This window comes from Streptomyces sp. A012304 (assembly GCF_026008495.1).
In the GTDB taxonomy this organism is placed as follows: Bacteria; Actinomycetota; Actinomycetes; order Streptomycetales; family Streptomycetaceae; genus Streptomyces.
In genome coordinates this window covers 29,499-42,609 of sequence record NZ_BQUN01000040.1, presented here as the reverse complement: position 1 = coordinate 42,609, position 13,111 = coordinate 29,499, and the positions used below count along the sequence as shown (strand labels likewise).

Below are 13,111 nucleotides of genomic sequence, written 5' to 3'. Positions count from 1 at the left end.
GGCATATTAGAGACGCGGCGCACCACCCTTTCGCGGTCGGATCGTCGGATCGGCGATCCGACTCGGAATCGTTATCGCCAAGATCGTCTGCGAGCAGGGCTTATCGACAAATCCACCGCGTCGTTCGGGGCAGGTCCGCCGATAAGCCGCCATCCGGTCAGTTCGGGGCGCTCGCTGACATCACGTCACCGCGACAGGCTCACGCCGCCCGGCCGGGTCCTGCTCCGTGGAACCGCCCGCCGGTGTCTCCCAGTCGGGTTCCGGCTGCGGCACCGCGGCGACCGCCGCCGGCTCGCCCCTGCCCGAGCGGCGGAAGGCGGACGTGCCCCGCGCGAGGTCGTGGCCGATCGCCACCGCGTCGATGTCGGCCGACGTCCAGTTGTTCTGCCCCTCGCGCGTCTCGGTGCGCACCTTCAGCCGGCCCTGCACGATCACGGCCTCGCCCACGTTCAGCGACGCGGCCGCGTTGGTCGCCAGTTGGCGGTTGGCCCACACCGTGAAGAAGTTGGTGTGCCCGTCGGTCCAGGCGTTCTTCTCGCGGTCCCAGTAGCGCGAGGTCACCGCCAGCCGGAACCTCGCCGACGGGCCGGCCGCCAGCTCCCGGTACACCGGCCGCGTCGCCACATTGCCCACCGCGCAGATCATCGTCTCGTTCATCGGAAATCCCTCCCTCGCCCCGGCGTTCACACCGGGCGGAAGCGCGTACGGGCCCGTCCCGTACGGCTGTCTGCCGCGACGGCCGCCTCCGCGCGTACCGTCGCCGTCGCGACGACCGCGTCCGCCGTGCACGTCGGGCACGTGCTCTTCGTGCTCGTCGTGCTCGTCGTGCTCGTCGTGGTCGCCGCGATGCCAGACTGCCTCCGTCGGGCCGGGCCCGTCGGGCGCTGTGGATCACCGTCGCGCTGTGGAGAACTCCCTCACCCGGACGGGGGACCCGCATCGCCCCACCCGCGGATCACACCCCGGGCTCACCACGCCCGCCGCCGGTCGCCCCCGGCTCACCGCAGCCCCGCCGCCGTCACCCGCCCGTACTGCTCCCGCACCTCCCGGTACCGCAGCAGTTCCGCGGCCAACGGATCCAGGACCCGTGCCCGGCCGCACCCCGCGGCCGCCTCGCGCAGACGGCGTTCCGCCTCCTGGCCGTATCTGCGGGCCGGGCCGCGGGCCGCCATCCGGCAGCTCCACTCGACGCCCGGGCCGCCGAGGATGCCGGCCACCATCAGCAGCACCGGGACGCCCAGGTTCGGCGCCATCACGCCGACGATCTGCCCCACCAGCCACAGACCGCCCAACACCTGGAGGATCGTCATGGACGCCTGCGCCAGGACGGCCGCCGGCCACCAGCCCGGCCGCGGCGGACGCCCCGGCGGCAGCCCGGCCCGCGCCGCCAGCTCGTCCAGCGCCTCGGGCAACCCCTGGGCACCGCGTACGGCCGCCTCACGGACCGCCTGCGCCCAGGGCACGGGCAGCCCCGCCGAGGCCCGGTCGGACACCGTCCGCACCGCATGTTCGACGCGCTGGCGAGCCGTGACCTCCTCCGCCGCCTGAGCCGGCACCGGCATCCGGCCGGTGGGCGGGTCACGCCGGTCCTGGTACCAGCGCCACAGCCGCAGCCACGGCGTCCCGCACGCACGGTTGGCGTTGCGCAGCCAGGCGCGTTCGGCGGCCTCGCCCGCGGCGACGGCGCCCACCGCGTCCGCGAGCCGCGCCGCGAACTCGTCCCGCGCCTCCTCGCTGAGACCGATCCGCCGCCCCGTGACGTAGACGGGCCGCAGCCGCCCCGCGGCGGCGTCCACGTCGGCCGAGATACGGCGTGCCGCCGCGCCCCGCTCCGCGACGAACCGGCCGAGCATCTCCCGCAGTTCGCCGACGCCGTCACCGGTGAGCGCGGACAGCGCCAGCACGTGCGCGCCGGGTTCGCCGTGCTCGCCGAGGGCGACGCCGTCCTCGTCGAGCAGCCGCCGCAGGTCGTCGAGGACCATCTCGGCCGCCTCGCCGGGCAGCCGGTCGACCTGGTTCAGGACGACGAACATGACCTCCGCGTGGCCCGCCAGGGGCCGCAGATAGCGCTCGTGGAGAACGGCGTCGGCGTACTTCTCCGGATCGACGACCCAGATGACGGCATCGACGAGGGCCAGGACGCGGTCGACCTGCTCGCGGTGCTGCACGGCCGCGGAGTCGTGGTCGGGCAGGTCGACCAGGACGAGCCCGCGCAACTGCGCCTCCGCCTCGGGAGTCTGCACCGGGCGCCGCCGCAGCCGCCCCGGGATGCCGAGCCGGTCGATGAGGCCGGCCGCGCCGTCGTTCCAACTGCACGCGATGGGCGCGGCGGTGGTGGGCCGTCGTACGCCCGTCTCCGAGATGGTCACCCCGGCGAGCGAGTTGAACAGCTGGGACTTGCCGCTGCCGGTCGCGCCCGCGATCGCGACGACCGTGTGCTGCCCGGAGAGCTTGCGGCGCGCCGCCGCCTCGTCGAGGACCCGCCCGGCCTCGGCGAGCGTCCTGTTGTCGAGCCGGGCCCGGGAGAGCCCCACGAGTTCGCGCAGCGCGTCGAGCCGGGAGCGCAGGGGACCGTCGTAGGCGAGCGGGACCACGGACTGGGAGCCGCCGCCACCGGACCGGATCTCCGTCACGACGGCCTGCTCGGCGCCGGACGTCTCATTCACGCGCCGCGCGATCAGACCGTCGTCCCAGCTCTCGGCGGAGTCGAGGGTACGGGCGGGGGTGGCGGTGGTGGCGGTGGTGTCACCGGCGTTCGGGCGCGGGCCGGCGGCGGGACGCACGTCGGCTTCACGTGCGCGTGCGGGGGTGTAGGGCGTGGCGTCCGCCCGTCCTCGCGCGCGAGGACGGGCGTTGGCGACGTCTTCGCGGGGGCGGGGCTTTGTGTCGGCGGCGTCTTCACGGGGGCGGGGCTTGGTGTTGGCGGCGTCTTCGCGGGGGCGGGTGCGGGCGGCGGTGTCCGGCCGCACGCGCGCGTGGGAGGCCTTCTCGCCCACGGGGCGGTCACCCGTTCCCCCGCGTGCGCCGTCACGGTCGTCCCGCCGTCCCTCCGCCTCAGCGGCGCTCACGACGGTCTCAGCACCCTCTGCCCTCTCAGCACCCTCTGCCCTCTCCGCCCTCACCTTTTGCTCCCCGCGCGCCTTCGCCCGCCCCTCCCCCTCCGGACTCGACGGCCCTGAAGAACCCGAAGACCCCGAAGAACCCCCAGGAGTACCCGAGGGATTCAAGGGACCCGTGGGATCCGAGGGACCCGTGGGATCCGAGGGACCCGTGGGATCCGAGGGACCCGTGGGATCCGAGGGACCCGAGAGACCCGAGGGGGCACCCGCAGAACCCGAGGGCCCCGAAGAAGGACCCGCCGAACCCGATCGGCTCGAGGAAGAACCCAAAGAACCAGAGGAAACACCCGAAGAACCCGAGGGAGAACCCGATGCTCCGGACGAGGGCCCCGATGACCCCGACGAGCGCCCCGATGCCCCTGACGAGGAACCCGATGACCCCGACGAGGAATTCGATGACCCCGACGAGGACCCCGAACCCCCCGAGAAGACACCCGAAGACCCCGCCGGACCCGCAGGAGGCCCCGAGACGCCCGAAGACCCCCCTGCCGGAGCGCCCGCGCCCTTCCCCGAACGGCCGCTGTCCTCGCCGTCCGCCTTGCGGTCCGCGTCCTCGCCGGAAGCCGACTCCCCGGGCTGATCGGCGTGGTCCGTGTGGTCCTGGTCAGTGACGGCGGTCACCGGTCACCTCTCCTTCTGCAGTACCGACAGCGCGGCGATGAGTTCGGCCTGGGGTTCGGCGTGGACGTCGAGTTCGTCGAGCGGGGCGAGACGCCGCTCGCGTTCGTTGTTCATGACACGGTCGACGTACTCGGTGAGCAGCCGTCCGGCCCGGTCGCGCAGCCGCAGCGCGCCATGGGCGCCGAGCCGGTCGGCGAGCCCCTCGCCCGCCGACCGGGCCCGGCGACCGCCCAGCAGGGCGGTGGCGACGAGGGCGGCGACCACCTCGGGATCGGACCCGGCCCCGCGTTCCAGGTGGCGCACCTCCTCCTCGGCGTACTCCTCCAGCTCGCGCCGCCAGCGTCGTACGGCCATGCCGATGCGGTGTTCGGCGGTCTGCGCGGAGGCGTCCCGGTCCACCAGGGCCCGGGTGGCCGCGGCCGGTTCGAGCCGCCAGGCGTCCTCGAAGCGCTCGTCGGCCGCGGTGACCGCGCACAGCAGGAGCGCGGCCAGGCTCTCCGCGAGGGCGTCGAGGAGCTCCCTGGCCGTGCAGTCCAGCGGGAAGGCCCGCCAGCGCTTCAGGGCGTCGCCGGCGAGCACGGCCCCGTTCTGCAACCGGCCCCGCACGCGCGTGTACTCGCTGTCGTACGCCCCGTCGACGGCCGAGGTGAGCCGTAGCGCGGCCGCGTACTGCGCGGCGGCGGCCCCGGCCAGTTCGGGCATGCGGGACTTGAGGGAGTCGAGGACGCCGTGGGCCGTGCGGGCCATCGCCTGGTGGCGGGCGGTGTGGTCCTGGGCGTGGTGGACGAGCCAGGTCCGCAGGGGTGCGACGGCGGTGGCCGGCAGCAGCCCCCCGCCCCAGGCGGACTCGGGCAGTTCGGGCACGGTGAAGCGCGGTACGTCGCCGAGGCCGGCCTTGGTGAGCAGCGCGGCGTACTGCCGGGAGACCTCGCCGACGACCTGATGGGGGACGCGGTCGAGGACGGTCACGAGTGTCGCGTCGTACTCCTTGGCGGTGCGCAGCAGGTGCCAGGGGACGGCGTCGGCGTAGCGGGCGGCCGTGGTGACCATCACCCAGATGTCGGCCGCGCAGATGAGTTCGGCCGCCAGGACGCGGTTGTCGGCGACGAGGGAATCGATGTCGGGCGCGTCGAGGAGGGCGAGGCCGGGCGGGAGTGTCTCGGCGGTCTCGACGCGCAGGACGCGTCTGCCCTCCTCGCCGGGGAGCAACAGATCGTCGGTGTTCTCCTGCTGGGGCACCCACACGCGCGTGAGGTCGGGCAGTACCCGCATTCCGCTGAACCAGTGATGGTCCTCCGGATGGCAGACCAGCACCGGGGTCCGTGTCGTGGGCCGCAGTACTCCCGCCTCGCTGACGCGCCGCCCCACGAGGGAGTTGACGAGCGTCGACTTGCCGGCGCCGGTGGAGCCGCCCACGACGGCCAGCAGCGGCGCCTCGGGCTGCCTCAGGCGGGGCACCAGGTAGTCGTCGAGCTGGGCGAGGAGTTCGTCGCGGTTGGCACGCGCGCGTGGAGCCCCGGGAAGGGGCAGCGGAAAGCGTGCGGCGGCGACACGGTCGCGCAGGGCGGAGAGTGCGTCGAGCAGCTGAGGCCGTACGTCCAAGGTCACCACATGCGAAGAATGCCCAATTTCAGGGGATTTATGAAGCATATAGGCATGCCTGCGCGCCGATTGGACACAAGGGACGGAAGGCGCGACTGGGACAAGGGCACAGCGCAGGCATAACGAGTGCACAACACCCGGGGCCGGAGGCGCCAAAAGCGATGCACGATTCGCACCTGCCTGCGATTATCAGGACCGCTTCACTGAACCTCCACATTGAGCCACGGAGGCGAAGCAACAGGGTCAAGGAACCGGGAGCCCTATCCTTGTCCCCGGCAACGTCACGGATCAGCCCACACCCGGGCAGCACGTACGAGGCCACCACACCCGGCCCCCGTAGCTCAGTGGATAGAGCAGGCGCCTTCTAAGCGCTTGGCCGCAGGTTCGAGTCCTGCCGGGGGCGCCACTCTCCGCCCTCCCTCCGGGAGGGCTTTTCGCTGCTCAGAGCGGCTCCCCGCACTCCGCGGTCAGCCCGCGAGCAGGGCGCTCCCGTCGTGTCGGAGCAGCCGCAGCCCGCCCTCCGCCGTCACCGCGACGGCCGCCGGATGCATGTCGTCGACGGTCAGGTCCGCCATGCTCAGGGCGGCCGGGGCAGCGATCTGTTCCGGCCAGGTGAGGACGGTCGGCGGCGCCTCGGGGGCGGACACCTCCAGGCGGCGCAGCGGCGCGCGCAACCCGACGCCGAGGGCCTTGAGCACGGCCTCCTTGCGGGTCCAGGTGCGCAGGAAGGCGGCGGGGCGCTCGGCGGCGGGCCGGGCGTACAGGGCGGTCCGTTCCGTGTCGGTGAGGGCGACGCGGGCCGCCGAGTCGATGTCCGGGAGGCCCTCGACGGGCCCCGCGGGCCACTCCTCCGCGTCCAGTCCCACCGCCGCGCCCCGGCAGACGGCGACGCCGATCAGCGTGCCGCTGTGGGTGACGGAGAGGTCGACGTCCGGGTGGCCGGCGTCCAGGGTGACCTTGCCGTGCGGGCCGCCGCAGCGCGGGCATACGCGTCGCAGGGGGACCTCGGCGGGAGGCAGACCGAGCAGTTCGCCCAGGGCGTGGCGGCTGAGTGCGCAGCCGACCAGGAAACGGTCGCGGTCGGCGGGGCCGACGGTCGCCTCGTACCGGCGGCGCTCCACCGGATCGAGCAGTCGCAGCAGTCCCGCGCGGGCGTCACCGCGTCGCGCCCACCACAGGTGCACCGGGCGACCTGTCACAGCCCTGGCCCGCAGTCGAAGTCCCGACCCACGATCCCTCGCTCCCGTCCGATGATCGACCCACGCCTTACACTGCGACCCGATGCGACTGCACACACAGGAGTGGGGAACGGGTGAGCGTCTGGCCGTGCTCGTCCACGGCATCATGGCCGACCATCGCACCTGGCACGAGCTGGTACCGGTACTGACGGGGCGCGGCTACCGCGTCGTCGCCGTCGACCTGCGCGGCCACGGCGCGAGCGGACGCGGCCCGTACGCGCCCCGGCTGTTCGCCGAGGACCTCCTGGACACGCTGCCGCGCGGCCCCGAGCTGGCGCTGGGCCATTCGCTGGGCGCGCTGGCCCTGGCGCTCGCGGTGCGGGAGCTGGCGCCGGCCCGTGCGGTCTACTCGGAACCGGCCTGGCGGCTGGGCGGCGACAGCGGCACCCTGGACCCCGCCGTCTTCACCCTCTTCAAGCGCTCCCCCCGCCTGCTGACCAGCTTCCTGCACCCCTCCGCGCACACCACCGAGCGGCTCACCACGGAGCGGCGGGCCCTGGACTCCTGGGACGAGACCACCGCTCTGGCGCTCTCCTCCTACCGGCACGTCGACCACACCCCTGCGGAACCGCTCGTCCCGTCCCTGGTGCAGGTGTCGGACCCGAGCACGCTCGTCAGCGCGGCCACGAGGGCGGAACTCGCACGCCGGGGCTTCGAGGTGCGTACGGTGCCCGACGCACCGCACGCCATCCACCGGGACCGTTTCGACGCGTTCGTCGAATCGCTCGCGGGATGGCTGTAATACGAATGCGGTGCGGGCGGAACCACGCGGGAGGCTAGTGAACCGCGCGCAGCATGCGCGTCACGTTGATTTTCGTCGGCGACAGGGCGAGTTCCACGCTCTGCATCATCCGCTCGCCGTTCAGTCGGCCGTAGGCGAGCAGATCCACGTTGGCGAGGCTGAATTCCGGCCAGGTGTGAATGCTCAGGTGGGATGCGGAAAGCAGCAGAATGGCGGTGACGGCACCATTGGGGAAAACGTGTGAGGCCTCACCCAGGACCTGGGCGTTTCCCTTTTCGGCGGCCTGGCGCAGCACCTGGAGAAGGCGCTGTTCGTCGGTGAGGATGCTGTGGTCGCTCACCCATACGTCGACGGCGTAGGAGCACAAATCGTCGACGTTTATACCCTCGGTGGCGAGGTCGGAGGAGTTGGTCATGGGGAACCGGGGGTCGCGAGCCGCTGCCCCCGTCTCCTTTCGCATAGATCTGTGCTGGTCCGTACGGCTGAAGCGGAAGGACGCGAGGCCGATATCCGGCGCTCGGCGGCCTCCAGCGTAGCATCCGGGCACCTCCGGGGCGCGCGCCCGTACGCCGTCAAGGGGACCCGGGGGTGATTCTCCCCACCCCTTTGAATTATCCGGAACAGTGGCTTGATTATTTGCGTGTGCCTCATTCCGGAAAAGGAAGTTCCGGCCGCGCTTTTCGTTTTCGCATTTGCCGGAACCGCCGCGGGTCCGATCGCGGCCCGACCAGCCCGTATACTCGATACTCCTGGATTCCAACAGCCCGCCCGGAGCAGCATTGTGAAAAACGCGCCTCGACACCGCCGGAGTACCCCCGTCGATCAAGTGCTCACGGAAGTCGCGGACGCCGTCCGGCTCCAGGAGGGACCGCCCGGAGTGCGCTCCGTGCTGCGTGCCCTGCGCCGCCTGGCCCCCGCCTCCACGAAGGACCTCAGCCGGGCCACCGGCCTGCCCGTCCCCATCGTGGCCGCCCTGGGCAACGAGCTGCGCCGCCGCGACCTGGTCACCAAGGAGCGCCCCTCCCGGCTGACCCCGGCCGGCCTGGACCTCGTCGCCCGGCTCGGCATGGACCTCGTGCTGGACGCCACCTGCACCACCTGCGAGGGCCGCGAGCTGGTGATCCCCGACGTCCTGGACGAGGCCGTACGGCGGCTGCGTGCCCTCATGGAGTCCGGGCCCGCCGCCGACATGTCGATCGACCAGTCCCACTGCACGCCCGAGACCAAGGTCCGCCGGGTCCTGGCGCTCCTCGCGTCGGGCGCGCTGCCGGGCGGCTCCCTGCTGCTGATCGGTGACGACGACCTCGTCTCCCTCGCGGTCGCCGTCGTGGGCGACGTGCTCGGCTCGCCGATCGTCGAGCGGGTGACCGTCGTCGACATCTCCCCCGAGATCCTCGGCTACATCCAGAAGGTGTCGGCCGGCCTCGGCACCCGTGTCGAGACGGTCGAGCACGACCTGCGCCACCCGCTCCCCGCCGAACTGCACGACGGCTTCGACGTGGCGATGACCGACCCGCCCTACACCCCCGAGGGCGCCCGGCTGTTCCTCTCGCGCGCCGTGGAGGGCCTGCGGCCCGGCCCGGCGCACAGCGTCTTCTTCTCCTTCGGCGGCAAGAGCCCCGACGAGATGCTCGAGGTCCAGCGGGAGATCATGGCCCTCGGCCTGGTCACCAACGGCTACATCCGCAACTTCAACGAGTACGAGGGCAGCGGCATCCTCGGCGGGGTCGGCTTCTTCCAGCACCTCCTCACCAGCAGCTCGACCGCCTCCCGGCAGGGCGACTACGGCGGTCCCCTGTACACCGGCGACAAGCGCACCCGTCAGCGCGAGTACGAGTGCGTGGCCTGCGGCGCCCAGGTCCGCGTCGGCCCCGGCGCCCGCTGGGCCTCGGTCGCCGCCCTGCGCGCCGACGGCTGCCCCCACTGCGGGAAGGGCCCCTTCCGCCCGGGCCGCCTGGTCGCGGAGGAGGAACCCCCGACCCAGACCACCACTCCCACCGCCACCTCTCCGACCCCACCGGCACCCGTCCACCCCACCGCCACCTCGGCGACCACCCCGGCAGCGGCACCCCCTTCGCCCCCCGCGACCACAGCCCCGGCCACCCCGGTCCCCACCCCCACCGCGGCCACATCACCGGCCCTTCCATCTCCCGGCTGGCACCCCCCGACCCCCGACGACCGGGCGGCTTTGGAGCGGCGGGCGCAGCCCTACGTCACCCGCCAGGCCGACGAAGGCGACCTGACGGCCATCGGCGAGTTCGAGGCCGAGATCGCCCGCATCTCCTTCGGCGAGGACGCCGTCGACGACCCCGCCCGGCACGCGTCCCGGGTGGGCCGTGCCATGGAGAAGTCGAAGGAGGGCATGATCGTCGCCCACCGTCCGGGTGAGGAGGCGGCCGGCTGGCTCTGGGTGAGCATCAACCAGAACCAGATGACGGGCGACCGCTACGCCAACTTCCGCTCCCTCGCCGTCGCCCAGCTGGACAACCGCAGCGATGTCGCCGAGCTGCTCCTCACCGCGGGCCTGGAGTTCTGTCTGGCGAACGGCATCACGGAGGTGGTCGGCCGCGTTCACGTCGGCAACGTCCCGATGCGCACGGTCTACCGCAAGTTCGGCTTCGACCCGGCCACCCTGACGATGAAGCTGCGCCTCCCGGAGGGGGGCACCCGATGACCGGAGCCACCGACCCAACCGCCGCGACCGCCGCGACCGGGACGAACGGGGCGACCGGGATGCCCGGCCACGAGCCCGACCGGATCAAGTGCGTCGTCTGGGACCTGGACGGCACGCTGTGGGACGAGATCGCGGTGGAGTCGCCCACCGACGAGCTGCCCACCCCCCGTACCGAGATGCTGGCCGCGATCGACGCGCTGGCGGCCCGCGGTGTGCTCAGCAGCCTCGCGAGCCGCAGCGCCCCCGCGGTCCTGGACCGGCTGAACGCCGTACCGGAGCTGCGCGAGCGCTTCCTCGCGCCGCAGGTGTCGTGGCAGGACAAGAGCGAGTCCCTGCGCAGGATCGCCAAGGACCTCGGGATCGCCGTGGAGGCGCTGCTCCTGGTCGACGACTCGCCGTACGAGCGTGCCGAGGTGGAGGCCCTGCTGCCGGGCGTGCGCACGCTCGACCCGCGGGAGGTGCCCGCGCTGCTGGCGGCGTTCGAGGGCCGGGAGGTCACCCCGGAGTCGCGGGAACGGGTGCGCCGCTACCGCACCGAGGAGACCCGCCGGGCCGAGGGCGAGCGTTTCCAGGGCACGCGGGAGGAGTTCCTGCGCTGGTGCGAGATGCGGCTCACCGTCGGCGCGGCCGGACCGCAGGAGGTCCCCCGCGCCCTGGAACTCGCCGCCCGCACCCACCGTCTGAACTCCTCCGGCCTGAGCCCGGAGCGACTGCGCGCGCTGGCCGCCTCGGACGGGCACGAGCTGTACACCGCCCGGATGGCCGACCGTTTCGGCGAGTACGGGATCATCGGGGCCGCGCTGGTCGACCGGAGCGTCCCGGGCACCTGGTCCGTTCCGCTGCTCGCGCTCTCCTGCCGGGTCGCCGGCCGGGGCGCCGCCGCGGCCTTCCTCTTCTGGCTGATGGAGCGGTCCCGCGAGGCCGGCGCCGAGGAGTTCCGGGTGACCCTGCGCCCGACCGACGCCAACCTGGAGATGCGGATGCTGCTGCGCCAGGCGGGCCTGCGCCGCAGCGACGACACCGGCCCCGCGGCACAGACAGCCGTCCTCAGCCGTTCACTCCACGGCGAGTTGCCGAAGCCACCCCTGTGGCTGCACGTCTCCGACCGAAAGGACAACGACGCGTGACGGACGCCCCGCACGACTCCACGCACGAGGACCGGGCAACGGTGGAACGGGAGCTCCGTTCGATGATCGCCGAGGCCGCGCGGCTGGACGCCGCCGTGGTCGGGAAGCTGCCCGCGGACACCGAGCTGTTCGGTCCGGAGATCGGGCTCACCTCGCTGGCCGGCGTGACCCTGCTGGGCGCGGTCGACGACCGGTTCGGCGTCGACGTGGCCGCGCTGGACCTGAGCCTGGACAGTCTGCAGTCCATCGCGACCCTCACCGAATTCGTCATGGCCCACCGGTAGGGGCGGCATACGCAGCCGACCACGACCGGCGTCCCAACGACCGCAGGGGAGTCAAGGCACACGACCCACTTGAGGTGCTCCCCATACTGGATCTCCCACAGGGGTCCGTGCGTGCTACTGGTACCGATAGATCCGGCTGTGGTCTTCCAGTTCCTCCGGGGTGACGTCCCATGGCGGCATCCTCTCGTGCCGCGCGACGACCTGGCCGCGTTGGGCGTCCCCCTCGGCCGGCTGCTCCGCGGGGAGATAGCGGGCGTCCCGGTGCCGCCGCTGCCAGCGGGACCACACCAGGTCGACGAAGGCGTGGTGCATCCAGAAGACGGGGTCGTTGACGGAGGCGCCGCCCATCATGTGGCCGCCGACCCATCGGTGGACGCGGTTGTGGTTGCGCCACGACACGGCGCCGCGCCCCGACCCCCACCCCTCCAGCTTGTTGCGGAACCCTCTGGTGGACGTGGAGTTCCAGGGGGCCGTGTCGTAGACCGGATCGGCGAGGGCCTCCTCCAGATCCCCGGCCGTGGGCAGCGTGATCGGGTCCCTGGAGCGGCCCAGGTCACGCATGAGGTACTCGGCGTCGGTGATTGACTCTTTGATGGTCCACTGGCCGTAGCGATAGGCGAAGGGGCCGGTCATGACCTGCCGGTCGGAACTCCGCCCGGTGCCGCCGAGCAGGTCATCGGTCCACGGTACGGCCGTTGGCGTGCCGTTGCGCGTCCAGTCCCAGTACGGCAGGGTCACCGACTCGTCCACGCGGCGCAGCGTGCTCTCCAGGTCCAGCAGGAACCTGCGGTGCCAGGGCAGGAATGAAGGTGCCATGTGGGCTGCGCGCAGCCCGCGCTCGCCGTCGGGGGTGTAGTACTCGATGTGCGTGCGTACGAACTCGTCGTACTCGCCCCGCCGTTTGACCTCCAGCAACGCGTTGACGAAGCGGCGCCGTTCGGAAGGCGTGAGCGTGCTGACGTCCTTACGGGTGTACATCGTGTCGATGCTCCCTCTCGCTTTTCCTCGCCCCACTCGGCGCACGACCGTTCTCCGTGCGGCTGCTCCTGTCAGTCGGCGAACCCAGCCTCGCGACGGGGCCCAGCTCGTCGACGGCCGCGCGCGTGGCGGCGAGTGGGGTCGCATACGACTGATAGTGGTCGACCATGCTCATCCAGCTGCCGTCCGCCCGGCGCATCAGATGCAGTTGCCGCCCCTCCACGGTGACGTGCCACGCGCTCGGGCCGTCCTCCCCGGCGTCATACCTGACACCGACGATGCGGTGCCCGCCATACGTCTCGTCGAACCGTTCGTCGTCTCCCGCCGGTCCCGGCGCCTTCCCCGCCGATCCCGACGCACTTGGGGCCGAACCCGAAGCCACCAGGCTCGGGGCGAGAGCCGCTGCGAACGCAGTTGCGAACAGCCCCCGCAGCACCCGGCGTCGCTCCCTGGCTCCGGTGGGGTCGACGGCGGGCGACTTCGCTGCAGGGCGCGCGGAGCCAGCCGGGAAGCCGGCCACCGCGGGTGTGGCCGTCGTGGGTGCAGCGGGACGCGCTGCTTGTGGCTGCGGTGGTTTGCCGGTCGGCAATGCCTGCCTCCTCCTCGCCCTGAGGGGCGGTCTACGTGATACGCGTTCGACGGGCCGATTCCCTCCGCGGCGACTCGAAAGCCATCAGGGGAATCACTTCACCGCCTTCAACGAGCCGCGGACCGAGCTGAAACCCC

Annotated in this window: 11 protein-coding genes and 1 tRNA gene; 5 read left to right on the top strand and 7 right to left on the bottom strand. The window is 72.5% G+C overall.

Features of this window, described 5'->3' with window-relative positions:
- Positions 1-180: 180 nt before the first annotated feature.
- The 3 genes from ALMP_RS10140 to ALMP_RS10130 form a co-directional block, all read right to left on the bottom strand.
- Positions 181-657 (bottom strand): single-stranded DNA-binding protein, encoded by a 477-nt coding sequence (locus tag ALMP_RS10140; protein WP_264926032.1) that lies wholly within the window; start codon positions 655-657, stop codon positions 181-183.
- Between the two features lie 341 nt (positions 658-998).
- On the bottom strand, positions 999-3,068 hold the full coding sequence (locus ALMP_RS10135; RefSeq protein WP_264926030.1) for a YfjP family GTPase: 2,070 nt from the start codon (positions 3,066-3,068) through the stop codon (positions 999-1,001).
- A gap of 675 nt (positions 3,069-3,743) precedes the next feature.
- A complete protein-coding gene (locus tag ALMP_RS10130; protein WP_264926028.1) occupies positions 3,744-5,351 on the bottom strand; it encodes a dynamin family protein in 1,608 nt (535 codons plus the stop codon).
- Between the two features lie 321 nt (positions 5,352-5,672).
- Between ALMP_RS10130 and ALMP_RS10125 the strand changes: the two genes are divergently transcribed.
- Positions 5,673-5,748: transfer RNA gene (locus tag ALMP_RS10125), tRNA-Arg, on the top strand.
- A gap of 61 nt (positions 5,749-5,809) precedes the next feature.
- On the opposite strand, the gene ALMP_RS10120 is transcribed toward ALMP_RS10125, so the two are convergent.
- Positions 5,810-6,526: a 4'-phosphopantetheinyl transferase superfamily protein gene (locus tag ALMP_RS10120; protein ID WP_264926026.1), complete on the bottom strand. Its 717-nt coding sequence runs from the start codon at positions 6,524-6,526 to the stop codon at positions 5,810-5,812.
- 97 nt (positions 6,527-6,623) lie between these two features.
- On the opposite strand from ALMP_RS10120, the gene ALMP_RS10115 reads away from it, so the two are divergent.
- Positions 6,624-7,322, top strand: a complete 699-nt coding sequence (locus ALMP_RS10115; protein ID WP_264926024.1) for an alpha/beta fold hydrolase — start codon at positions 6,624-6,626, stop codon at positions 7,320-7,322.
- A 34-nt stretch (positions 7,323-7,356) separates the two neighbouring features.
- Here ALMP_RS10115 and ALMP_RS10110 read toward each other — a convergent pair whose 3' ends face one another.
- Positions 7,357-7,737 (bottom strand): S-adenosylmethionine decarboxylase family protein, encoded by a 381-nt coding sequence (locus ALMP_RS10110; RefSeq protein ID WP_264926022.1) that lies wholly within the window; start codon positions 7,735-7,737, stop codon positions 7,357-7,359.
- A 411-nt stretch (positions 7,738-8,148) separates the two neighbouring features.
- Between ALMP_RS10110 and ALMP_RS10105 the strand changes: the two genes are divergently transcribed.
- Genes ALMP_RS10105 through ALMP_RS10095 form a run of 3 tightly spaced genes read left to right on the top strand, consistent with a single transcriptional unit; the run spans position 8,149 to position 11,407 of the window.
- Positions 8,149-9,996: a GNAT family N-acetyltransferase gene (locus tag ALMP_RS10105; RefSeq protein WP_264926020.1), complete on the top strand. Its 1,848-nt coding sequence runs from the start codon at positions 8,149-8,151 to the stop codon at positions 9,994-9,996.
- On the top strand, positions 9,993-11,123 hold the full coding sequence (locus tag ALMP_RS10100; RefSeq protein WP_264926018.1) for an HAD-IIIC family phosphatase: 1,131 nt from the start codon (positions 9,993-9,995) through the stop codon (positions 11,121-11,123). Before ALMP_RS10105 ends, ALMP_RS10100 begins: the two co-directional genes overlap by 4 nt.
- On the top strand, positions 11,120-11,407 hold the full coding sequence (locus ALMP_RS10095; protein WP_264926016.1) for an acyl carrier protein: 288 nt from the start codon (positions 11,120-11,122) through the stop codon (positions 11,405-11,407). Before ALMP_RS10100 ends, ALMP_RS10095 begins: the two co-directional genes overlap by 4 nt.
- 114 nt (positions 11,408-11,521) lie before the next feature.
- Here the strand turns inward: ALMP_RS10095 and ALMP_RS10090 are convergent, their stop codons facing one another.
- Both ALMP_RS10090 and ALMP_RS10085 read right to left on the bottom strand, forming a co-directional pair.
- Positions 11,522-12,385 carry a tyrosinase family protein gene (locus ALMP_RS10090; protein ID WP_264926014.1) on the bottom strand — a complete coding sequence of 288 codons (864 nt, stop codon included), beginning with the start codon at positions 12,383-12,385 and terminating at the stop codon, positions 11,522-11,524.
- Positions 12,372-12,821, bottom strand: a complete 450-nt coding sequence (locus ALMP_RS10085) for a tyrosinase cofactor (protein WP_264926012.1) — start codon at positions 12,819-12,821, stop codon at positions 12,372-12,374. The genes ALMP_RS10090 and ALMP_RS10085 overlap by 14 nt, the downstream gene beginning before the upstream one ends.
- Positions 12,822-13,111 lie beyond the last annotated feature (290 nt).